Source organism: Corynebacterium kalidii (genome assembly GCF_022869005.1).
Taxonomy (GTDB): domain Bacteria; phylum Actinomycetota; class Actinomycetes; order Mycobacteriales; family Mycobacteriaceae; genus Corynebacterium; species Corynebacterium kalidii.
This window is the reverse complement of the sequence record NZ_JALIEA010000017.1, coordinates 383,231-405,499: the sequence shown is the minus strand read 5'-3', so window position 1 is coordinate 405,499 and position 22,269 is coordinate 383,231. Positions and strand designations below refer to the sequence as shown.

General features: G+C 69.0%; 17 protein-coding genes. 2 read left to right on the top strand and 15 right to left on the bottom strand.

What is annotated here, in order from left to right; genetic code table 11:
• Window positions 1–91: 91 nt before the first annotated feature.
• From MUN33_RS12535 to MUN33_RS12495, 9 genes are all read right to left on the bottom strand, one after another.
• On the bottom strand, window positions 92–3,484 hold the full coding sequence (locus MUN33_RS12535) for an FtsK/SpoIIIE family DNA translocase (protein ID WP_244805252.1): 3,393 nt from the start codon (window positions 3,482–3,484) through the stop codon (window positions 92–94).
• A gap of 79 nt (window positions 3,485–3,563) precedes the next feature.
• On the bottom strand, window positions 3,564–4,178 hold the full coding sequence (locus MUN33_RS12530; RefSeq protein WP_244805251.1) for a TIGR03085 family metal-binding protein: 615 nt from the start codon (window positions 4,176–4,178) through the stop codon (window positions 3,564–3,566).
• A gap of 57 nt (window positions 4,179–4,235) precedes the next feature.
• Window positions 4,236–6,422 (bottom strand): ribonuclease J, encoded by a 2,187-nt coding sequence (locus MUN33_RS12525; RefSeq protein WP_244805250.1) that lies wholly within the window; start codon window positions 6,420–6,422, stop codon window positions 4,236–4,238.
• 7 nt (window positions 6,423–6,429) lie between these two features.
• Window positions 6,430–7,332, bottom strand: a complete 903-nt coding sequence (gene dapA / locus MUN33_RS12520) for a 4-hydroxy-tetrahydrodipicolinate synthase (protein WP_244805249.1) — start codon at window positions 7,330–7,332, stop codon at window positions 6,430–6,432.
• 66 nt (window positions 7,333–7,398) lie between these two features.
• On the bottom strand, window positions 7,399–8,157 hold the full coding sequence (gene thyX / locus MUN33_RS12515) for an FAD-dependent thymidylate synthase (protein ID WP_244805248.1): 759 nt from the start codon (window positions 8,155–8,157) through the stop codon (window positions 7,399–7,401).
• A gap of 8 nt (window positions 8,158–8,165) precedes the next feature.
• Window positions 8,166–8,933 (bottom strand): 4-hydroxy-tetrahydrodipicolinate reductase, encoded by a 768-nt coding sequence (gene dapB / locus MUN33_RS12510; RefSeq protein ID WP_244805247.1) that lies wholly within the window; start codon window positions 8,931–8,933, stop codon window positions 8,166–8,168.
• 71 nt (window positions 8,934–9,004) lie between these two features.
• On the bottom strand, window positions 9,005–11,242 hold the full coding sequence (locus MUN33_RS12505) for a polyribonucleotide nucleotidyltransferase (RefSeq protein ID WP_244805529.1): 2,238 nt from the start codon (window positions 11,240–11,242) through the stop codon (window positions 9,005–9,007).
• Between the two features lie 478 nt (window positions 11,243–11,720).
• Window positions 11,721–11,990 (bottom strand): 30S ribosomal protein S15, encoded by a 270-nt coding sequence (rpsO, locus tag MUN33_RS12500; protein ID WP_244805246.1) that lies wholly within the window; start codon window positions 11,988–11,990, stop codon window positions 11,721–11,723.
• Between the two features lie 110 nt (window positions 11,991–12,100).
• Entirely contained in the window at window positions 12,101–13,099 is a 999-nt protein-coding gene (locus MUN33_RS12495; RefSeq protein ID WP_244805245.1) for a bifunctional riboflavin kinase/FAD synthetase, read from the bottom strand.
• A gap of 46 nt (window positions 13,100–13,145) precedes the next feature.
• Between MUN33_RS12495 and truB the strand changes: the two genes are divergently transcribed.
• Both truB and MUN33_RS12485 read left to right on the top strand, forming a co-directional pair.
• Window positions 13,146–14,120: a tRNA pseudouridine(55) synthase TruB gene (truB, locus tag MUN33_RS12490; protein WP_244805244.1), complete on the top strand. Its 975-nt coding sequence runs from the start codon at window positions 13,146–13,148 to the stop codon at window positions 14,118–14,120.
• A 149-nt stretch (window positions 14,121–14,269) separates the two neighbouring features.
• The gene (locus MUN33_RS12485) at window positions 14,270–15,061 is read left to right on the top strand and encodes an L-threonylcarbamoyladenylate synthase (protein WP_244805243.1); all 792 of its coding nucleotides are present in this window, start codon (window positions 14,270–14,272) and stop codon (window positions 15,059–15,061) included.
• Here MUN33_RS12485 and MUN33_RS12480 read toward each other — a convergent pair whose 3' ends face one another.
• The 6 genes from MUN33_RS12480 to MUN33_RS12455 all read right to left on the bottom strand — a co-directional run bounded on the left by MUN33_RS12480 (window position 15,062) and on the right by MUN33_RS12455 (window position 22,140).
• The gene (locus MUN33_RS12480) at window positions 15,062–15,817 is read right to left on the bottom strand and encodes a 4'-phosphopantetheinyl transferase family protein (RefSeq protein ID WP_244805242.1); all 756 of its coding nucleotides are present in this window, start codon (window positions 15,815–15,817) and stop codon (window positions 15,062–15,064) included.
• Window positions 15,814–16,683, bottom strand: coding sequence for a metallophosphoesterase family protein (locus MUN33_RS12475; RefSeq protein WP_244805528.1), 870 nt, complete (start codon window positions 16,681–16,683; stop codon window positions 15,814–15,816). The genes MUN33_RS12480 and MUN33_RS12475 overlap by 4 nt, the downstream gene beginning before the upstream one ends.
• Before the next feature lie 78 nt (window positions 16,684–16,761).
• A complete protein-coding gene (locus tag MUN33_RS12470; RefSeq protein WP_244805241.1) occupies window positions 16,762–18,102 on the bottom strand; it encodes an MATE family efflux transporter in 1,341 nt (446 codons plus the stop codon).
• Window positions 18,099–18,545: a 30S ribosome-binding factor RbfA gene (rbfA, locus tag MUN33_RS12465; RefSeq protein WP_244805240.1), complete on the bottom strand. Its 447-nt coding sequence runs from the start codon at window positions 18,543–18,545 to the stop codon at window positions 18,099–18,101. Before rbfA ends, MUN33_RS12470 begins: the two co-directional genes overlap by 4 nt.
• Before the next feature lie 172 nt (window positions 18,546–18,717).
• Window positions 18,718–21,615: a translation initiation factor IF-2 gene (gene infB, locus MUN33_RS12460; protein ID WP_244805239.1), complete on the bottom strand. Its 2,898-nt coding sequence runs from the start codon at window positions 21,613–21,615 to the stop codon at window positions 18,718–18,720.
• Between the two features lie 123 nt (window positions 21,616–21,738).
• On the bottom strand, window positions 21,739–22,140 hold the full coding sequence (locus MUN33_RS12455; RefSeq protein WP_244805238.1) for a YlxR family protein: 402 nt from the start codon (window positions 22,138–22,140) through the stop codon (window positions 21,739–21,741).
• Between the last annotated feature and the right edge of the window lie 129 nt (window positions 22,141–22,269).

The window sequence follows — 22,269 nt, the reverse complement described above, 5'->3', positions numbered from 1 at the left end:
CCGGGGGACCGAAGGCGGTCACCGTGTTGACGATCAGTGCCGTGGGCGGGGTACTCCCCTCCTGACAGGACAGCACTCTACCAGAAACCAGCTAGAACGCACCCGTCGTGTGCGAGGAGTCCGCCCGGACCACCCTCGTCTGACCGTCGTCGACGACCGGGATCTCCCCGGTGGCGTCATTGTCCTGGCCGGAGTAGCCGACCGGGCCGGCGTCCGCGGCGTCCTCGTAGCCGCCGTCGCCGTAGTCGTCGTACTCCGGGACCGGGTCGCCCTGCAGCTCCTTGGGTGCCTCCGCGGGGTCGGCACCCTTGAGCATCCAGATGACGGTGTCCAGCTCCTCCGGCTTGACCAGTACGTCCCGCGCCTTCGACCCCTCCGACGGGCCGACGACACCGTGGGTCTCCATGAGGTCCATGAGCCGGCCGGCCTTGGCGAAACCGATCCGCAGCTTGCGCTGCAGCATGGAGGTCGACCCGAACTGGCTGGTGACGACCAGCTCCACCGCCTGCAGCAGATCCTCCAGGTCGTTGCCGATGTCCGGGTCGATGTCCTTCTTCGACTCGGCCGCCTTGTCCTCGGTGACGCCGTCGGTGTACTCGGGCTCCGCCTGGTCCTTGGCCGCGTCGACGACGGCCTGGACCTCCTCGTCGGTGACGAACGCGCCTTGCATACGCAGCGGCTTACCGGCGCCCTGCGGGATGAACAGCCCGTCACCCATGCCGATCAGCTTCTCGGCGCCACCCTGGTCGAGGATCACCCGGGAGTCGGTCAGCGAGGACGTCGCGAACGCCAGGCGGGACGGGACGTTGGTCTTGATCAGACCGGTGACCACGTCCACCGACGGACGCTGGGTCGCGAGCACCAGGTGGATACCCGCGGCACGCGCCTTCTGGGTGATGCGCACGATCGCGTCCTCGATCTCCTTGGGCGCGGTCATCATCAGGTCGGCGAGCTCGTCGACCACGCACACGATGTACGGGTACGGACGGTACTCGCGCTCCGACCCCGCCGGGGTGGTGATCTCACCGGACTTCACCTTGCGGTTGAAGTCCTTGATGTGGCGCACGCGGGTGGACTTCATGTCCATGTACCGCTGCTCCATCTCCTCGACCAGCCAGGTCAGCGCTGCGGCCGCCTTCTTCGGCTGCGTGATGATCGGCGTGACCAGGTGCGGGATCCCCTCGTAGGGGGTCAGCTCCACCATCTTCGGGTCGATGAGGATCAGGCGCACGTCCTCCGGGGTGGCGCGGGTCAGCAATGACACGAGCAGGGAGTTGACGAAGGCGGACTTACCCGAGCCGGTCGAACCCGCGACCAGCAGGTGCGGCATCTTCTGGATCGAGTGGGCCACGAACGTCCCCTCGATGTCCTTACCTAGGCCGATGAGCATCGGGTCGGCGTCGCCGCTGACGTTGGGGGCGGTGAGGACGTCGCCGAGCCGCACCATCTCACGGTCGATGTTGGGCACCTCGATGCCCACCGCCGACTTGCCGGGGATGGGCGTGAGGAGACGGACGTTGTCGGTGGCCGCGGCGTAGGCGAGGTTGGACTGGAGGTTGGTGATCTTCGAGACCTTCACACCCGGGCCCAGTTCGATCTCGTACCGGGTCACCGTCGGCCCCCGGGAGAAACCGGTGACCTGCGCGTCGATCTTGAATTCCTCGAAGACCTCGGTGATCGCCTCGATCATGCGGTCGTTGGCCGCACTGTGGGTCTTCGCCGCCTCACCGGGCACGAGCAGTTCCGTGGACGGCAGGAGGTATTCCGCCGAGGTGACGGCACTGTCGGGTCCGTCGTGGTCCCCGGCGTCCCCGCCTTCCGACCCGGGGGTCGCCTCGGCGGTCGCCGCAGCCGCCACCGGGGTGACGGCCGGACCGGACCGGGCGAGGATGCGGCGCCGCATCTCCTCGCGCTCGTCTGCCGCCGTCGTCTCCCCGTCGCCGTCACGGGCCGCCTCCGCCTGCTGTCCGCCCTGCGGTGCCTGGGTCGGACGGATCCGCTGCGTCGGCTGGACCGCCGGCCCCGCGGCCGCCTCAGCGCCGGGCGACGCGAACAGGTCGTCGTCGATGGACGTGTCCTTGTCCACAGCCGGGCGTGCGCGGCGTGCCGGGACGGGGGCGCTCGCGGCGCGCGGTGCAGGGGTCGCCGAACCGTCCAGGGTCGGGGCGTCGAGCCCGTCGGCGTCGTCCACCTCGTCCGGGTGGTCCACAGCGTCCGCCGCAGACACCGTGGCGCCGCTCCCACGGAAGACGAGGGTGGCCTCGTCGTCGGCACCCGGATCCAGCGGGTAGTTGTCCATCGGGCTCGCCGCCCGCGAGGGACGGGCGGTGCCGGGCACCGGGCGGCGCCCCGTCTCACGCGCGGACGCCGCCCCGCCGCGACGGCTGCGCGACGTCGCCTGCGGCGCGCGGTCATGCCGTACCGCATCCTCGAGCTCACGGTCCACCGACGCGTAGTCGTCGTACTCGTCGTACTCGTCGTAGCCTGCGTCACCGGCGTAGTCGGCGTCGCCGCCGCGGTGCCCACGGGCCCGGTACCCCAGCCAGCCGGCCAGGGCACCGACGAGCTGCTTGACCGTCATTCCGGTCAGCTGCAGGCCGCCGTAGACGATCACCATCACCAGCAGCGGGACAGCGACGTACTCGCTGAAACCCACCGCCATCGGGGTCCCGACGAACTGACCGACGATACCGCCGGCCGCCGCGCGGTTCTCGACCGTCCCGGGCTGTCCGGCCAGGATGTGGATGATCCCCAGCACAGCGAGGACGATAATGCCGACACCGATGCCGAGCCGTACCCGTGAACGTTGGGTGGTCTCCACGCCCACCATCAGCACCCATGCGGCACCGACCAGCAGGACCGGTACCAGCAGCGCCGCCGCACCGATGACGTAGGTCAGCAGGAAGTCGATGCCGCCACCGACTGCGCCTCCGACGCCGAACCAGGACGTTCCGGCGACGATCAGCGCCAGGGCGAGGGCACCCAGGGCGGGGCCGTCGGAGTGACCGCCCACACGCACCCGGCCGTCCTGGCCGGTGTCCTCGTGTTCTGTCGTCGGATCCCCGTCCTCCGGTGTACCCGGCTGGTCCACGTCCGCGTCCGCTCCTTTCGACTGCCCGCGTGACTTCTTCTTTCTGGCGTTCGCACGGTCCAGGACCGTGGTCGGCAGCTCGTCCGGCGTGTCGTGGTCTGCCGCCGGCTCGTCCGCATGGGGGGCGTCGGGGACCTTCACGGACAACTTACGCACCAGGCCGCCCAGTCCACGCGACATTCCCCCGACCATCGACCCCACCGAGGAACCGACGGCACCGAAAGCCCCGCCGGTACGTTCGAAGTCGGTGGTGTCGTACGAGGGCGCCCGCCGTGTACGGGCAGTGGCTGCGGCCGATTTCGTCGACGAGCCTGCCGAGGGACGGGTGGAACGCCCAGTGGAGCGCCGGGACGTGGTCCCGGGAGAGGTACGCGTGCGACTGGTCGTTGACATGCGCGCCAGTTTAGCCCGAGAACACCACCATTAACAGTCGCAACACGCGTCACACCAGTGACACGCACAACACCGTCGGTCAGAGGCTGATCCGCCGGACGGCGTCCTCGTCGCCCTCCACGGTCACGTCACAGTCCTTGATTCTCCCGTAAATCCACAGGAGCAGTTCGCAGGCCTCCCCGGTCACGGTCACCCCGGGAGTGCCCTTCCCCACCGTCACCGATTCGCCCGCCCCGTCGGTCCGGACCAGTGTGACGGCGACCCCGGAACCACGGATCAGGCCGCGGGCGATCTGCCGGACCGCGGCCCACAGGGTGTCCCTCATGTGCCGCGGCAGGTCGCGTGGGCTCCACTCCCCTCCCCCACGTCGGACGTCCTCGTGGTGCACGACGTTCTCGCCGAGGTTGATGAACCGGTCGCCGAGCCGCATCGGGTTCCAGACCGGCGGACCGGCACGGTAGAGCTCCACGAGCTCGGCGTAGTCCCGTTCCCGGTACCGCCGGGTCAGGGTATCCAGGTGCCCACCGAGCGGCGGCAGGAACATCCCGGCCATCGCGTCCGGACGGTACTCCCGCAGGACCAGGTGGACGGCCATGTCACGGGTCGTCCACCCCTCGCACAGGGTCGGCGCGTCCGGCCCCAGGGACAACAGAAGGTCCGCCAGTGCCTGGCGTTCATCGTGGGAGACTGTCATGCCTCCCGATGCTACGCCGACATCCGACGGACCGTCTCGGGGATCGAACGGTGCGCCCTACAGGGACGGCACGTGATCCTCCGGGTCGAGCTCCTCGACGATCTCGCTGGTCATCGGGACCACGGTGGGCACGATGAACGGCTCGCGCTTCCACTTGTCCTTGACGAACTTACCGACCTTGCGGCGCAGCGTCTGCGCCATCCGGTAGGGGTCGTTCTCGCCCTGGCCGGAGAGGTCGAGCATCACGTTGTCGACCAGCTCCGCGACCTGCCGCATCATGTCCTTCGAGGAGTCCGAGAAGCCACGCGCCTGGACCTGCGGGTCCTCGAGCGGTCGACCCGTGCGGTTGTCGATGACGACCGTCACCGAGATCAGGCCGCCCTCGGACATCGCGGTACGGTCCTCGAGCTCCTCGGCTCCGACGTCGCCCATGGTGACGCCGTCGACGTACAGGTTGCCGACCGGGATCTGCCCGACAACCGAGGCGTGGCCGTTGACGAGGTCGACGACGACACCGTTCTGCGCCAGCACCGTGTGGTCACGTGCCACGCCGGTGGAGATCGCCAGTTCGCGGTTGGCACGCAGGTGGCGCCACTCGCCGTGCACGGGCATCGCGTTGCGCGGACGGGCGGCGTTGTAGAGGAACAGCAGCTCGCCGGAGTAGCCGTGGCCGGAGGTGTGCACCATGGCGTCCTTGCCGGTGATGACCTCGGCGCCGATCTGGGACAGCATGTTGATGACCCCGAACACCGCCTCTTCGTTACCCGGCACCAGCGAGGACGACAGGACGATCAGGTCGCCCGGTCGGACGGTGATCTGGCGGTGCTCGCGCCGCGCCATCCGGGACAGGGCCGCCATCGGCTCACCCTGGGTACCGGTGGTGATCAGCACGACCTTGTGCGGTGCCATCCGGCTGGCCTCGTCCATGGTGACGATGGTGCCGCGCGGCGCGGTCAGCAGACCGAGACGCTCGGCGATCTCCATGTTGCGGATCATCGACCGCCCGTTGAAGGCGACCTTGCGCCCGGCGGCCACGGCCGCGTCGACGGCCATCTGCACGCGGGCGACGTTGGAGGCGAAGGAGGCGATGATGACGCGCTGCTTCGCCTCGGTGACGATGCGGCGCAGGTTCGGGCCGATCGCCGCCTCCGAGGGCGAGACCCCCGGCGTGGTGGCGTTCGTGGAGTCGCAGAGGAACAGGTCGATGCCCTCGTCGCCGAAGCGCGACAGCGCCGGCAGGTCGGTCGGACGACCGTCCGCGGGCGTCTGGTCCAGCTTCACGTCGCCGGTGTGGACGACCAGTCCCGCACCGGTCTTCAGTGCGACACCGAGGCACTCCGGGATGGAGTGGCCGACGTTGAAGAAGCGGATGTCGAACGGGCCGCGGCTCTCGTGGGAGGTGTCGTCGACCTCGATCAGCTTCGGGCGCAGACGGTGCTCCTGGCACTTCGCGGCGATCAGCGCACAGGTGAAGCGGGAACCGATGATCGGGATGTCCGCACGCTGCTTCAGCATCCACGGGATCGCGCCGATGTGGTCCTCGTGACCGTGGGTGACGACCAGGGCCTCGACCCGGTCCCACTTGTCGTCGAGGTAGGAGAAGTCCGGCAGGATCAGGTCCACGCCCGGCTCACCCGACGAGGGGAACAGCACACCGCAGTCGATGATGATGATGCGGTTGTGGTACTCGAAGACGGTCATGTTGCGGCCGATCTCGGAGATACCGCCCAGGGCGATGATCCGCAGGCCGTCCTTCGGCGCCTTCGGCGGCTTCGGCAGCCGCTGGGTCAGGTCCGCGCCCTGCATCGTCTGCACGGCGTTGCGACGGCGGTCGCCGCCCTGGTTGTTGCGGTTCCCACGGCCACGGTTGCCACCGCCCTGGTTACCCTGGTTGTTCTGGCCGCCCTGGCCCCGGCCACCACGGCCACGGTTGTTGCCGCCGTTGGCGGAGCCGTTGTTGCCGCCGCCGTTGTTGTTGCCGTTGTTGCCGCTGCCGCCGTTGCCCCGGCCGCGTGAACGGCGCGAGCGCGAGCGGTTGCCTCCGGCACCGTTGCCGGAGTTCCTGTCGGTGTCCGACGAGCCGGCGTCGGACGACGACGCGGTGGTGTCGGTGGTCTGCGCATCGGCGGCGGCCGCCTGGCCGCCGTCGTTGAAGGTGGCGGTCACGTCCGCGGCACTGGTGTCAGCGCTCGGCGGAGCTGCCTTCCGGGTCACCTTGCGTGCCCGGGAACGGTTCTCAGTCATAGTGTCCTTATACCCCTGCGTCTCGCAGGTCTTCTGCCAGTCGGTCTATCTCCGCCGACGTGGGCTCGATGATGGGCAGGCGCGGTGCGCCCACCTCAATTCCTTGGAGTGTGAGTGCCGCCTTGGCGAATGCCACCCCACCGAGCCGTGCCTGGGCACGGGTCAGGGGGGTCAGGCGGTTGGCGATCGACCGGGCACCGGTGATGTCACCGGCGTCGACGGCGTCGCGGAGAGCGCGCAGCTGTGCGGCGGCGACATGTCCGATCACGGAGATCATGCCGGTTGCGCCGACGGCGAGCCACGGCACGTTCAACGGGTCATCCCCGGAGTACCACGCCAGTTCCGTCTCCTCCAGCAGCTGCATCGCCGCGGGAAGATCACCCTTGGCGTCCTTGACCGCCAGGATGTTCGGGTGGTCGGCGAGACGACGGATCGTGTCGGTCTCGATCGGGACCACGGACCTCGACGGAATGTCGTAGAGGCAGATCGGGGTGTCCACCGCATCCGCGACCGCGGTGAAATGCCGGTAGAGCCCCTCCTGACTCGGTCGGGAGTAGTAGGGGGTGACCACGAGTAGGCCGTCCGCACCGGCAGCAGCCGATGCCTTCGACAGCTCCACGGAGTCCGCGGTGCTGTAGGTCCCGCTTCCGGCGACAAGCTTGACCCTGTCACCGAGCTCGGCGCGGACCGCCTTGAGCAGGTCGATCTTCTCCGAGGGACGCACCGTGGGGGATTCACCGGTGGTGCCGCTCAGAACAAGAGCGTCGCAACCCTGGTCGACCAGGTGCCCCGCCAGGGACACTCCGGCGTCCAGGTCGATGCTGCCGTCCTTCGTGAAGGGCGTCACCATCGCCACAGAGACCGTGCCGAAGAACTCGGCTCCTCTTGTCGCTGTCATACCTGTGCTCATGTCAGCATAGGTTACCGCCCATGGACCCCGATGTGTACCAGGACCCCCGCCGACGCGCCGGTGCGGTCAGATGTCGGCGACGTAAGGGCTGGTCGCCATCAGGCTGCCGTCCCGAAGTTCGGTGATCGTGAAATCGTCGAAGATCTCCGGACTGACCCCCCGGAGCAGCCCGAGACACCGCACCGCGACCCGCCGGATCTCCGGGTCGGCGTGCTCTGCGGCACGCATGCCGATGAAATGACGCCAGGAACGCATGTTCCCGGTCATCACGAAGCGGGTCTCGGTCGCGTTCGGCAGTACCGCGCGTGCCGCCTGGCGGGCCTGCTTCGCCCGCAGCACGGAGTTGGACTCGCCGGTGGTCCGTGCCTCGATCGCCTCCAGGAGTTCCTCATAGGCGTCCCGTGCGACGTCGGTGGCGTGGAGCAGGAGTTCGGCGATCTCCGGGTCGGCGGCGACGGCGTCGGGCACCACCACCTCCGACTGCTCCGCGGGGACGTAGCGCTGGGACAGCTGGCTGAAGGAGAAGTGCCGGTGCCGCATGATCTCGTGTGCGCACGAGCGGGACACCCCACGCAGGTACACCCCCGCGGAGGCGTGCTCCAGCAGGCTCAGGTGACCGACGTCGAGGATGTGCCGGACGTAGGCGTCGTTCTCCGCGGTATGCGGGTTCGGACGGTCCCACGTCTCGTAACACGCACGACCGGCGAACTCGACGAGGTTCGAGGCGTCCCCGCCCGCCGGGGACGGCTCCCAGGGGACGTCCTCCGGGGGGATGAACGTGGTCTGCGAGATCAGCCTGGCGGAGAATTCCGAGGTGGTGGGCATCGGCGGAACTACTCGGCGGGGACGCCGAGGGTGTCCAGCCCGAGGAACTTCTCGAGACCCACGGTCAGCCCCGGCGTACCGGCGATCTTGTCGACACCCAGCAGGACACCCGGGACGAAGGACTCCCGGTCGTAGGAGTCCTGCTTGATGGTCAGGGTCTGTCCGGCGGCGCCGAAGATGACCTGCTCGTGGGCGACCATGCCGGTCATCCGCACCGCGTGCACCGGGACGCCGTCGACGTCGGCACCACGGGCACCGTCCAACGACTGGTCGGTGGCGTCCGGCTGTGCGCCCAGGCCGGCGGCCCGGCGGGCCCGTGCCACCCCTTCGGCCGTGTGGACGGCCGTCCCGGACGGAGCGTCCTTCTTGTTGGGGTGGTGCAGTTCGATGACCTCGGCGGAATCGAAGTAGGGCGCGGCGATCTCCGCGAGCTTCATGGTGAGCACCGCCGAGATGGCGAAGTTCGGGGCCACCAGGACCCCGGTGGACGGCGAGTCCGCCAACCAGCCACGCAGGGTGTCGTAACGCTCCGGCGTCCAGCCCGTCGTCCCGACGACGGCGTGGATACCGTGGGCGACACAGAACTCCAGGTTACCCATGACGGCCTCCGGGACGGTGAAGTCGACGACGACCTCCGTTCCGCTGTCGACCAGGGCCGCGAGGTCGTCCCCGTGGTCCAGGGCGGCCGACAGCTCCAGACCGTCCGTCTTCTCCACCGCGGCGACGACGGCGGTACCGACCCTGCCGTGTGCTCCGAGAACTCCGACCTTCGTCATGTGCATGTACTCCTGAATCATTCCTGTGGTGGCTGTGGCTGGTGGGGCGACGCCCCGGGGTGTCCGACCGGTCAGCTGGCGTCGACCAGGACCAGGGAGATCTTGCCGCGGTTGTCGATGTCGGCGATCTCGACCTCGAGGGCCTCACCGACGGACACCTCGTCCTCGACCTTCTCGACCCGACGGTCGCCGCCAAGGTTCGAGATGTGGATCAGACCGTCGCGGCCCGGGAGCAGCGAGATGAAGGCGCCGAATGCCGTCGTCTTCACCACCGTCCCCAGGTACCGGTCGCCGACCTTGGGCAGCTGCGGGTTGGCGATGGAGTTGACCCGCTCCACCGCCGCCTCGGCGGCCTTGCCGTCCGCGGCAGAGATGAAGACGGTGCCGTCGTCCTCGATGGAGATGCTCGCGCCGGTCTCCTCGGTGATCTGGTTGATCGTCTTACCCTTCGGCCCGATCAGCTCACCGATCTTGTTCTGCGGGACGCTGACGGTGGTGATGCGCGGGGCGAACTCGCTCATCTCCTCCGGCCCGGACACGGCCTCACCCATGGTGGACAGGATCTCGAGGCGGGCGCTGCGTGCCTGCCCCAGTGCGGAGACCAGGACGTCGGTGGGGATGCCGTCGACCTTGGTGTCCAGCTGCAGTGCGGTGACGAAGTCGGCGGTGCCGGCGACCTTGAAGTCCATGTCGCCGAAGGCGTCCTCGGCGCCGAGGATGTCGGTCAGGGTGACGTAGGTCTCCTTGCCGTCGACCTCACCGGTGACCAAGCCCATGGCTATACCCGCCACCGGCGCCTTCAGCGGCACACCGGCATTGTAGAGCGACAGGGTGGACGCGCACACCGAGCCCATGGACGTCGAGCCGTTGGAGCTCAGCGCCTCGGACACCTGGCGGATGGCGTAGGGGAACTCCTCGCGGGACGGGATCACCGGGACCAGGGCACGCTCGGCGAGTGCGCCGTGGCCGATCTCGCGCCGCTTCGGCGAACCGACGCGTCCGGTCTCGCCGGTGGAGTACGGCGGGAAGTTGTAGTGGTGGATGTAGCGCTTGGTGTCCACCGGGCCCAGGCTGTCGATGCTCTGCTCCATCTTGAGCATGTCCAGCGTGGTCACGCCCAGGATCTGGGTCTCGCCGCGCTCGAAGAGCGCCGAGCCGTGCGCCCGGGGCACCAGGTCGATCATCACGCCGAGGTCGCGGATGGCGGTGGCGTCACGGCCGTCGATGCGGAAACCGTCGGTGAGGATGCGGTTACGCACCAGTTGACGGGTCACCTCGTTGTGGGCGTTGCGGATCTCGGAGGTCCGCCCCTCGAACTGCTCCTCGAGGGCCTCGACGGTGGTGGCCATGTCCTCGGACAGGGCCTCGTCGCGCTCGGCCTTGTCGGCGATGGCCATGATGCCGGCGAGCTTGTCGGCGGACTCGGACTCGACGGCGGCGAAGACGTCCTCGCCGAAGGGCGGGAACAGCTCGAAGGAGCGCGCCTGGGCGTCGACCGCGTCGGCCAGTGCGGCCTGTGCGCCACACAGCTCGGCGATGAACGGACGCGCGGCGTCGATACCCTGGGCGACGACGGCCTCGGTGGGTGCCGGGGCGCCCTCGGCGACACGTGCGACGACCGAGTCGGTCGCGCCGGCCTCGACCATCATGATGGCGACGTTCTCGCCGGGGACCGGCTTGCGGCGGCTGCGGCCCTTGCGGACAGGCTCGACGACGCGGCCGGCGACGACGAGCTCGAAGACCGCCTGCTCCTGCTGCTGGCGGGTCGGGAAGGCGACCCACTGGCCCTCGGGATGCGCCTCGTCGACGACCAGTGCCATCCGCACGCCACCGACCGGACCGGACACCGGCAGGCCGGAGAGCTGCGTGGACGCCGAGGCGGCGTTGATGGCCACGACGTCGTACATGTCGTCGGGGTCCATCGACATGACGGTGACGACGACCTGGACCTCGTTACGGATACCCTTGGCGAAGGTCGGCCGCAGCGGGCGGTCGATCAGACGGCAGGCCAGGACGGCCTCGGTGCCCGGACGGCCTTCGCGGCGGAAGAAGCTGCCGGGGATGCGGCCGGCGGCGTACATACGCTCCTCGACGTCGACGGTCAGCGGGAAGAAGTCGAGGTTCTCCTTCGGCTTCTTCGAGGCGGTCGTCGTCGACAGCATCATCGTGTCGTCGTCGAGGTAGGCGGTGACTGCGCCGTCCGCCTGGCGGGCCAGCAGACCGGTCTCGAAGGAGACCGTACGGGTACCGAAGTCACCGTTGTCGATGGTGGCGGTGGACTCCCAGATGCCGGACTCCGGGTCAATCAGTTCAGCCTTGTGGGTCGGTGCGACCGGCGCCTTGGCGGCCGGGGCCTTACTGGCGGGTGCCTTCTTCTCCGTGGTTTTCGCGGTGGACTTCGCCGGGGCCTTCTCGGCGGCCTTCACCGGGGCCTTCTTGGCCGGTGCCTTCTTTGCCGCGGCCGTCTTCTTGGCCGGGGCCTTCTTCGCGGGCGTCTTCTTCGCGGCGGTCTTCTTGGCCGGTGCCTTCTTCACGGGGGCGTTCGTCGCCTGGTTGTCGTTCTCGTTCTGCGGGCTCACGGTGATGTGTATACCTTCTGCGTCTTTTCTTTCCCTGTGCCGGTCATCGGTGCCGGCCTCGGGTGCGGATTCTCATGTTCTGGACAATTACCGCAGATCATCCTACACCACGACACGACCACCGCCACTCCCCCGGTGCATACGCGAAACCCCGCCCACCGTCGGTGACGGTGGGCGGGGTCGGTGCCGGCGCGGCAGGGTCGTGTGCCTAGCGGCGCAGTCCCAGGCGCTCGATCAGGGAACGGTAACGCTCGACGTTGTTCTCCTGGAGGTACTTCAGCAGACGCTTGCGACGACCGACCAGCAGCAGCAGGCCGCGGCGGGAGTGGTGGTCGTGCTTGTGGAACTTCAGGTGCTCCGTCAGCTGACGGATGCGCACCGTCATCAGCGCGATCTGCGCCTCCGGCGAACCGGTGTCGGTCTCGTGGACGCCGAACTCCTTGAGGGTCTCGGCCTTCTGGTCCTTGGTCAGAGCCATGTCAGTCTCCTGATGGTTGTTTCAGTCCGCGCGAAAGAGGGGGACGCTACGCCCGGAGGCGACCGCCGTTGTGACTACCGCGAACCACAGTCACAGACCGGATGACACTATCATCCCCGCTCGCGCGGGACCAACCTCCGGGTCGCCGCGACGTCCTTGCCGATGGCCTCGACGAGGTCGTCGAGTCCGTCGTAGGTCTCCATCCCGCGGATGTGGTCGACGAAACTCACGGTCACCTTACGCCCGTAGAGGTCGGCGTCGTGGTCCAGGACGAAGGCCTCCACGCTGCGGGTCTCGTCACCGAAGGTGGGGTTGGTGCCCACCGAGATCGCCGCGGGGAGGTGGACGTCGACCGGCATGTCCCCCACGAGGGCCCCGGCGGGGTCCTTGTGCGTCGGCAGGATCCGGAGGTCACCTGCGTAGACGCCGTCGGCAGGCAACGCCTGGCTGTCCGGGAAGTACAGGTTCGCCGTCGGGAACCCCAGGGCCGCGCCGCCACGTCCGGCGCCGCGGGTGACGACTCCGCGCACCGTGAAGTTACGCCCGAGGGCCCCGGCGGCCGCGGCGACGTCCCCACGGGAGAGCTGCCCGCGGATCCAGGACGAGCAGACGGTGTGCGCGTCGTCACCGTCGCCGTCACTCAGGAGCCCGTGGACGACCACCTCCACTCCGTACCGCTCCCCCAGTTCCCGCATCGTCTCGGCGGTGCCGGCGGCCTGGTTGCCGAAGGTGAAGTTGTCGCCCACGACGACGACCTTCGCCTTGAACAGGTCGACGATGACCCGTCGGAAGTACTCCTCCGGACTCCAGGAGATGATCTCGTCGTCGAAGGCGACCACGGCCATTCCGTCGATGCCGTACCGCGCGGCACTCACCGCGCGCTGTTCCACCGTGGCGAGCAGCGGTGGAACCTCCTTGGGCAGGAAGATCACCGTGGGGTGAGGGTCGAAGGTCATCATCAGCGCGGACACGCCGAGCTCCCGGGCCCGGTCGACCGCTGTCCTGATCAATGTCTGGTGTCCACGGTGCACCCCGTCGAAGACGCCGATGGTCACCACGCTGCCCTGGAGGTCCGAGGGAACCTCGTCCAGTCCGTTCCAGATATCCACGGACACCACACTACGACACTTCCCGGCGCCACCTAGACTGTGCTCCATGTCTGGAAGAGAATCTGCCGGCGGGATCATCTCCCGCTCCGGCCTCGTGGTTGTCGACAAGCCCGCCGGAATGACCAGTCACGACGTGGTCTCCCGGTGTCGGCGCATCTTCGGGACCCGTCGGGTCGGTCACTCCGGGACGCTGGACCCGATGGCCACCGGCGTGCTCGTGGTGGGCGTCGAACGGGGCACGAAATTCCTCGCCCACGTGGTCACCCACGACAAGCGCTACGACGCCACCGTGCGGTTCGGCGCAGCCACGGTGACCGACGACATGGAGGGCGAGGTGCTCTCGCAGGCCACCCCGGACGACCTGGCGGCCCTGACCGCCGACCGGGTCCACCGTGCCTTCGCCGCCCAACGTGGCGAGATCATGCAGCGGCCCAGCAGCGTCAGCTCGATCAAGGTGAACGGGCGCCGGGCGCACGAGCTGGTCCGCGAGGGCGTGGACGTCGTCCTTCCCGAGCGTCCGGTCACGGTCCACGATCTCACCGTGCACGATGTCCACCTGGCGACCGGGGACACGGCTGGCACCGGGGGTCGGGGGCCGGTGGTCGAGGCCGACATCAGCGTGCACTGCTCGTCCGGCACCTACATCCGCTCCATCGCCCGGGACGTCGGCGAGGAACTCGGCGTCGGTGGCCACCTCACCGCGCTGCGCCGTACCAGTGCCGGCCCGTTCGACGTCGCGGACGCGCGGACCCTCGACGAGCTGTCCGCCGTCCGCGACGACACCGACGCCGCGCCGTCGCTGACGATGTCGCTGGACAAGGCCATGACCACGTGCTTCCCGGTGCGGGAGGTCTCCACGGAGGACGGGGACGCACTGTCGCTGGGAAAGTGGCTCTCCCCCGTCGGCGCCCGGGGCGTCCACGCCGCCGTGACCCCGGACGGCCGGGCCGTCGCCCTCATCGAGGAGAAGGGCCGCCGGGCGGCCAGCGTGTTCGTGGCGCGCCCGGCGGGAATGGACTGATCCGGGCCGGTACCCCCTGGTTCCGCACTCCGGGCTGACGTACACTACAATGCCAGACTGTGAGACTGAGTCTCCCGACCAGTGAGACACAGCGTGGCAGAGTGAGACACTGCCAGACCGAACACCAGCAGGATTTCAGAGAGGAACACATGGCAGAGAACGAGACCTCCCGCCAGGTCCAGTGGAACGGTGGATTGCAGCAGGAAGCCGTCGACCTGCTCCGCACCCCGGGACATATCGTCGTCACCCCCACCAAGGTCGGCTACATCATCGCCACCACCGACCGCGAGGGCCTGGAGCGCAAGTTCGCTGTCAAGCACCGTAAGCGCAACAAGCCCGGCGTGGTGCTGTGCGGCTCCATGGAGCAGCTCCGTGAGCTCGCCCAGCTGACCCCGGAGATCGAGAAGTTCTACCAGACCTGCGTCGACCGCGACATCCTCATGGGCTGCATCCTGCCCTGGAAGGACGGTGCCCAGGAGAAGTACATGCCCGAAGGTGCCGGCGAGCTGGCCTCCGACACCCGGAACACCAGCTGCTTCGTGCTGAAGTTCGGCACCCCCGGCGAGAACATCGCCCGCGAGCTGTGGGAGAAGGACCGCCGTCTGGTGTTCGCCTCGTCGGCGAACCCGTCCGGCCAGGGCAACCGTGGCCTGATCGAGGGCATCGGCGAGGAGATCGCCGGCGAAGCCGACCTGATCATCGAGGGCAACGACTACGTCGCCTCGATCCAGCCGGACAAGACCATCGACACCCGGTACGAGCAGGGCGTGATGGTCTCCATGGTCGACGACGACGGCACCCTCGTCCCCGAGCAGCACGGCGAGCGCGGCGTCACCCCCTGCCCCACCCTGATCCGGAAGGGCATCTACAACGACGAGATCGTGCTGATCCTCGCCGAGCAGTTCAACTCCTGGGACTTCCGCCAGGGCGGTTACTACTGATCAGGCGAACCCGCCTGGGATGGTGCACACGGTGACCACGAAACCGTCCCGGATCACCCAGTGACCGTCGATCGTGGGCACCGGGCTCGGCTGCGACAGCACCCGGGCATGCCAACCTCCGCCGACCTCGTCGGCGGAGGTTCTGTCGTCCCGGGGGGTGACGTCGAGGTGCAGTTCGACCTCGTCGAAGTCGAGGAACCGTCCCACCAGCGGGAACCATGCCTTGTAGACCGCCTCCTTGGCACTGAACAGAACCGTGCCGAGGGACCGCCCGGGCGCACGCTGTGCGGCGCGCTGCAACGAGCGCCGTTCCACCGGTGAGCTCACCGCCGACAGCACGCCGTCCGGCAGACGTTGGGCCACCTCGACGTCCAACCCGAGACTGCGCCACCGATGGGTACTGCCCACCAGCGCCACGCGCAGGCCCCGGGTGTGGGAAATGGTGCCGGTGACAGGCCCGGGGAACAAGGGACGCCCCTTGTCCCCGCGCAGGATCGGCCCGTCCGCCCCCAGGCCGCGCAGCGCCCGGTGGGCGCACCATCGGCCGTCACCGAACTCCGCCTTGCGGGAGTCGACGGCCGACGCGACGATCTGCCGTTCGGCGGCGTCGAGTTCCAGGTAATGGGTCAGGTCGATGACCGGGCCAGGGTGGTACTCCACCAGGCCGGCGTCAGCGGGGATGAGGTCGCGGGGAACCACCGGTTCCCGGGTGGTGTCCCCGAACCCCACAGCGACATACGGTGCTGAGATGATCATCCCGCTTCCTCTCCGGCTGGCTCGGTCAGCACCGGGTACGGCCAGAGATTCCGTTCACGGCGCTGGTCGAGGGTCCGCTCACGCTCCCGCGGGTAACCGAGCGACACCTCGACGTGGCGGACACCGTCCACCTCGGTGACGACCGGTATGTGCAGGTGTCCGTAGATCACCGTCTCCGCACCGAAACGCACCGGCCAGTCCTGGGTGTGCCGGGTCCCCGACCACAACGCCACTTCCGGCAGCCGCAGACGTGCGGTCACCTCCCGCACCAGCGGCCAGTGGTTGACCAGCACCGTCGGCCCGGACACCTTCGACAGTCGTCGCACAGTGTAACCCAGCCGACGCTGGCACCAGAGCGGAACGTCGACATAGGGTGCGATCGCGACCTGGTCGGTGAAGACCACCCCGTTGCCTTCCGCCGCCGACAGGGCCCTCTCCACGGTGACCAGCGGGTCACGCCACGAATGGTCGTAGAGCGTGAACATCGGCACGATGGTCCGGCCGGCGAACCGCGGGTACGGGTCCTCCGGGGTCAGCACCCCCATCGACTGGCAGCCCTTGACCAGTTCGTCGTACTTGTCCTCGGCGTGGACGTCGTCGGCGGCCCTGGAGAACAGTTCGTGGTTGCCGGGGGCCCAGATCACCTGGGCAAACCTCTCCGCCAGGGAGCGCAGGGTGTCCAGGATCGTCGAGGTGCGTTCCGCGACGTCGCCGGCGACGATCAGCCAGTCCCCGGGGTTCGCCGGACGCACGCCGCGGTCGACCAGGTCACGGTTCCCGCGCGCCGCCACATGGAGATCGGAGACGGCCCACAGCGTCCGACGGCCGGCGTCGGGTGCCGTCAGCGGTCGTGCGTCGTCGTCCATGTCCTCCGTACCCGTCATTCAAGCCACTGTAGTCACTTTGGCCACATCCGTCACATAAGTCACGTCACAAACGTTCCTTCAGGCCCCGGTGCGCACCCAGCGTCCACTCCGGTAGCGCCACACCACCGCACCCAACCGGATCACGATGAACGCGAGCAGGCCGCACCACACGCCCGTCAGTCCCCACCCGAAGATCCACGACAACCAGACCCCCGGCAGGAAACCGGCCAGTACCGACACGATCGAGGCGGTCCGCAGGAACGCTACATCCCCCGCCCCCAGCAGCACCCCGTCAATGGCGAACACCACCCCGCCGAGACCGACCATGACCACCAGGATCCACCACGGACCCCACATCGTCGACAGCACCGCCTCGTCACCGGTGAACATCCCCGGGATCACGACCGCGCCCGCGGCCAGAGCCGCCGACAGGAGCAGCCCCGCCCCCACCGAGAACCGCAGGACGCGCCGGCCGACCTGCCAGGCCGCCCGCGACGACGCCGAACCCAACGCGGCGCCGACCAGGGTCTGCGCCGCCACGGCCACCGAGTCCAGCACCAGGGTGAGGAAGTTCCAGAGTTGCAGCATCACCTGGTGCGCCGCCAGCGAGGCGTCCCCCATCCGCCCGGCGACCGCCGCGGCGGACACGAACGCGACCTGGAAGCTCATCGAGCGCAGGATGAGGTCGCGGCCCATCGACAACTGCGGCCGGATCACCGCCCAGCTGGGCCGCACCGCACGCCCGTCACCGACCCTGCGCCAGGTCACGACCAGCGCGACCACGAAACATGACGCGGTGATGACCTCGCCGAGGACATTGGCGTACGCCGAGCCGACGAGACCGTAGCGGTCGACCGCCCAGGGCACCGTGACGATCATCGGCACGACCCCGGCCAGCGTGAAGTACAGCGGGGCGCGGGTGTTGGCCACACCCCGCAACCACCCGTTCCCCGCCATGGTCAGCAGTGCCGGGACCACCGACAGGGACGTCACACGCAACCACGTCGCCGCGTCCCGGGCGACGACCGAACCCCCGTCCGCGGACCCGCCGGTCAACCAGCCGGTCACCGGGGTGGCGAACACCGCGACCAGCACCGCCAGCACGCTGCCCACCGCCACCGCCACCCACGACGCCTGGATACCCTCCGCCACCGCGCCAGGGGTGTCCCCGGCGCCGTACCGGCGGGCCGCCCGTGCCGTCGTCCCGTAGGACAGGAAGGTCAGCTGTACCGTGACCTGTGCCAGCACGGTCGCCCCGGCGGCGAGTGCGGCGAGTTCCGCCGCACCGAGCCGACCGACGACAGCGGTGTCCCACAGCAGGTAGACCGGCGTGGCCGCCAAGACAGCGAGGGCGGGCCACGCCAGACCGAGAATCGTCCGGGTGTCCGCCCTCACGCCGACCGGAGGTGCCGAATTCACTCCTCGGGCTCGTCCGCGGACGAACGGTACGGGTCCGCCTCCCCTGCCGGGGTGGCGCCTTCGGCCTGTGCCCGGACCCGGGAGTCGATGTCCCGGGCCTTGGCGAGCAGCTCCTCCAGATGCGCGGACGCCTCCGGGACGGTGTCCAGCTCGAAACGCAGCGTCGGGGTGAAACGGACCGACAGCTGGTCGCCGACGATCTTGCGGAGCTGACCGCGTCCGCGGTGCAGTGCCTCCGCGGCAGCGGCGGTGTCCGGCTCCTCGTCCACCGTCCGACCACGCACGGTGTAGAACACCGTGGCGTCGTGCAGGTCGCCGGTGACCCGGCAGTCCGTCACGGTGACGAACTCCAGGCGCGGGTCCTTCACCTCGCGCTCGATCGCCGAAGCGACAATGGTCATGATGCGCTTGGCCATACGGGCGGCGCGGGCGTGGTCTGCCATCGGTGGCACCCCTCTTCGTGTGTCGGTGTTCTTCCCGTCGCTGATTCTAACCCCAGACACGACGGAACCCCGGTGCCGGGGGACACTCACGTGTCGTCCCCGCGGGCACCGGGGCCTCAGGGGCGGCGTCCCACGACGCCGCCATACAGCTGGATCAGCCGGATCAGCTGGCTCAGCTGTCCTTGCCGTCCTTCTTCACCTGGTCACGGGGGACCTCAACCAGCTCGTAGGCCTGGATGATGTCGCCGACCGCGATGTCCGGGTAGGACAGGACCATACCGCACTCGTAGCCGTGGCTAACCTCGGTGGCGTCGTCCTTCTCGCGACGCAGCGACTCGATCGTGGCCTTGTCGGTCACGACGTTGCCGTCGCGGACGAGACGGACCTGCGCGTTACGCCGCATCTTGCCGGTCTGGACCATAGAACCGGCGATGAGACCGACCGCCGACGCCTTGAACAGCTGACGGATCTCGGCGGTACCGATCTCCCGCTCCTCGTAGACGGGCTTGAGCATGCCCTTCAGCGCCTGCTCGACCTCGTCGATCGCGTCGTAGATCACCGAGTAGTAGCGGATCTCGACACCCTCGGAGTTCGCGACCTCGGTGGCCTTGCCCTCCGCGCGGACGTTGAAGCCGATGATGATCGCGTCCGAGGCGGCAGCCAGGTCGACGTTGGTCTGGGTGACGGCACCCACACCGCGGTCGATGATGTTCAGGCTGACCTCGTCGTCGACCTCGATCTGCAGCAGCGAGTCCTCCAGCGCCTCGACCGTACCGGCGTTGTCGCCCTTGAGGATGAGGTTGAGCTGGCTGGTCTCCTTGAGCACCTTGTCCAGGTCCTCCAGGCTGATCCGCTTGCGGGACCGGGCCTGCATCGCGTTGCGGCGACGGGCGTTGCGCTGGTCGGCGATCTGCCGGGCGGTCCGGTCGTCGTCCACCGCGAGCAGGTTGTCGCCTGCACCGGAGACGCTGGTGAGACCGAGGACCTGCACCGGCATGGAGGGACCGGCCTCCTTGACGTCCTCGCCGTACTCGTCGACCATGCGGCGCACACGACCGTGTGCGTCACCGACGACGATGGAGTCACCGACGCGCAGCGTACCGCGCTGGATGATGACGTTGGCCACCGGGCCACGTCCACGGTCGAGGTGCGCCTCGATGGCCACACCCTGGGCGGGCATGTCCGGGTTGGCGACGAGCTCCAGCGACGCGTCGGCGGTGAGCACCACGGCCTCCAGGAGGCTCTCGATGTTCGTGCCCTGCTTCGCGGAGATGTCGACGAACATGGTGTCGCCGCCGTACTCCTCGGGGACCAGACCGTACTCGGTGAGCTGGCCACGGATCTTGTCCGGGGACGCACCCTCCTTGTCGATCTTGTTCACCGCGACCACGACCGGCACGTCGGCGGCCTTGGCGTGGTTGATGGCCTCCACGGTCTGCGGCATGACACCGTCGTCCGCGGCGACCACCAGGATGGCGATGTCGGTGGCCTTGGCACCACGGGCACGCATGGCGGTGAACGCCTCGTGACCCGGGGTGTCGAGCAGCGTCAGCAGACGCTCCTCGTCGTTGACCTCGACCGGCACCTGGTACGCGCCGATGTGCTGGGTGATGCCACCCGCCTCGCCACCGCCGACGTTGGTCTTTCGGATGGTGTCGAGCAGGCGGGTCTTACCGTGGTCGACGTGACCCATGACCGTGACCACCGGCGGACGGTGCTGCAGGTCCTCGCTGTCGCCGACGTCCTCACCGAACTGCAGGTCGAACGACTCCAGCAGCTCGCGGTCCTCGTCCTCCGGGGAGACGACCTCGACCTGGTACGCCATCTCGTCGCCGAGCAGCTTCAGGGTGTCGTCCGGCACCGACGCGGTCGCGGTGACCATCTCACCGAGGTTGAACATCGCCTGGACCAGTGCGGCCGGATCGGCGTTGATCTTCTCGGCGAAGTCGGACAGGGACGCGCCACGGCGCAGGCGGATCTTGGCGCCCTTGCCGTTCGGCAGCTTCACGCCGCCGACGACACTGGGTGCCTGCATTGCCTCGTACTCGTTACGCTTCTGCCGCTTCGACTTACGTCCACGACGCGGAGCGCCGCCCGGACGACCGAAGGCACCTGCGGTACCTCCGCGACGACCGCCGCGACCGCCACGGGGACCTCCCGGACCACCGGTACCGGGACCGCCCTGGCCACCACGGCCACGGCCACCACCGCCGCCACCGGTGCTGGCCTTCGCCGGCATCTGCCCGGGGCTCGGGTGGCTCGGCATCGAGGCGGGGCTGGGACGACGTCCACCCGGCTTCGCCGCACCACTGCCACCGGGACGCGGGGCCGGACGGCCGGCGGAACCGCCGGGACGGGGCATGTCGGAGCCGCCGCCCTGGCCACCCTGACCGCCCTGCGGACGGGGCGCGGGGCGCTCGGTACCGGACGAGAAGGGGTTGTTGGCGACGCGGGGGGCGCGTCCACCGGGCTTGGGTCCCGGCTTGGCACCAGGACGGGCCGCACCCGGCTTCGGGCCGGGCCGCGGGCCCGGCTTCGAGGCCGCCGCGTCCTGCGGGGTCGGCTTGGGGGTCGGCTTCGCGGCACCCGGCTTCGGTCGGGCAGCCGCCTGCTTCGGGCTCGGGGCGGCCTTGGCTGCGGCCGGTGCGGCGTCTGCCGGGGTGGCGGCAGGCTTGCCTGCGGGCTTACCGGCAGGCTTCGTCGACGCCGGGGTGGCCCCGGGCTTCGCGGTGGTCGCCGGGCCCGGCTTGACGGCGCCGGGCTTCGGTGCACCGGGCTTGGGTCCCGGCTTGGCCGCACCGGGGGTCGCTGCAGCGGGCTCTGCCGACGCGGCGGCAGGCCGGGACGCCTGGGCGGTCGGCTGACCGCTCAGGTCCGGGAGGGCGGCGTCGTCCTTCGTGGACTCCGTCGCCGCCCCGTAGTGGTTCTTCATCTTCTTGACGACCGGCGGTTCCACCGTCGAGGACGCCGACTTCACGAACTCACCCTGCTCCTTGAGCGTGGCGAGAAGTTCCTTGCTTGTCGTTCCGAGCTGCTTCGCCAGCTCATGGACACGTAGCTTTCCGGGCACTGCTCTCCTTCGTAATGGTGGAGTCGCAGGCCGGTCACGCGTGGATCTCGATCCACTGCGACGTTACGTACGACTCCAGGTCAGTTGGACACTCATCGCTGATGCTGCTTCATCGTGCGCTCATCAGTAATCGGTTTCCTTTACCTTCTCGGCCACCGGGCTGGTGGTCAGATGCGGTACCTCCCGAGACGTCGACACCCCGCTCCCACGGCTGTCGCCCCGGTCACGGAGATACTCCAGTACAGGAGTCGTGTCCGCCTCAGAAGGCACTTTCAACGCCCGTGCAAAAGCACGACGCTGGACGGCGGTCTCGTACGCGCTGACCGTCGCGGTGATCCAGGCACCACGACCGGGCAGACGCCGTCGGGGATCGGGGACGACACGAACCGACCCCGGTCCCCCACCCTCGTAGGTCCACTCGGCGACACAGCGCAACAGCGCCGAGGCCGGGTGAACCCCGCGGGTGGCGATGCAGGTCCGCAGGGGACCCGCATCCGGCGAGGGGCGTGGAGGACGGACAGACATGCGCGTTCTCCCTCTCCTCGTCGTCAGACCGGTACACAGTCTAACGCGCCACGGGCCCGCAGGGCCAACCGCCCTGACAGGCAACCCCGTCACGGACGGCCGATACCGGCGTTGACCAGCCTTGCCGCC

Bases quoted from the DNA above. Each gene is read 5' to 3' on its own strand.
- MUN33_RS12535 (WP_244805252.1), bottom strand. From the start codon at position 3,484: ATGTCAACGACCAGTCGCACGCGTACCTCTCCCGGGACCACGTCCCGG.
- MUN33_RS12530 (WP_244805251.1), bottom strand. From the start codon at position 4,178: ATGACAGTCTCCCACGATGAACGCCAGGCACTGGCGGACCTTCTGTTG.
- MUN33_RS12525 (WP_244805250.1), bottom strand. From the start codon at position 6,422: ATGACTGAGAACCGTTCCCGGGCACGCAAGGTGACCCGGAAGGCAGCT.
- dapA (WP_244805249.1), bottom strand. From the start codon at position 7,332: ATGAGCACAGGTATGACAGCGACAAGAGGAGCCGAGTTCTTCGGCACG.
- thyX (WP_244805248.1), bottom strand. From the start codon at position 8,157: ATGCCCACCACCTCGGAATTCTCCGCCAGGCTGATCTCGCAGACCACG.
- dapB (WP_244805247.1), bottom strand. From the start codon at position 8,933: ATGACGAAGGTCGGAGTTCTCGGAGCACACGGCAGGGTCGGTACCGCC.
- rpsO (WP_244805246.1), bottom strand. From the start codon at position 11,990: ATGGCTCTGACCAAGGACCAGAAGGCCGAGACCCTCAAGGAGTTCGGC.
- truB (WP_244805244.1), top strand. From the start codon at position 13,146: ATGTCTGGAAGAGAATCTGCCGGCGGGATCATCTCCCGCTCCGGCCTC.
- MUN33_RS12485 (WP_244805243.1), top strand. From the start codon at position 14,270: ATGGCAGAGAACGAGACCTCCCGCCAGGTCCAGTGGAACGGTGGATTG.
- MUN33_RS12480 (WP_244805242.1), bottom strand. From the start codon at position 15,817: ATGATCATCTCAGCACCGTATGTCGCTGTGGGGTTCGGGGACACCACC.
- MUN33_RS12475 (WP_244805528.1), bottom strand. From the start codon at position 16,683: ATGGACGACGACGCACGACCGCTGACGGCACCCGACGCCGGCCGTCGG.
- rbfA (WP_244805240.1), bottom strand. From the start codon at position 18,545: ATGGCAGACCACGCCCGCGCCGCCCGTATGGCCAAGCGCATCATGACC.
- MUN33_RS12455 (WP_244805238.1), bottom strand. From the start codon at position 22,140: ATGTCTGTCCGTCCTCCACGCCCCTCGCCGGATGCGGGTCCCCTGCGG.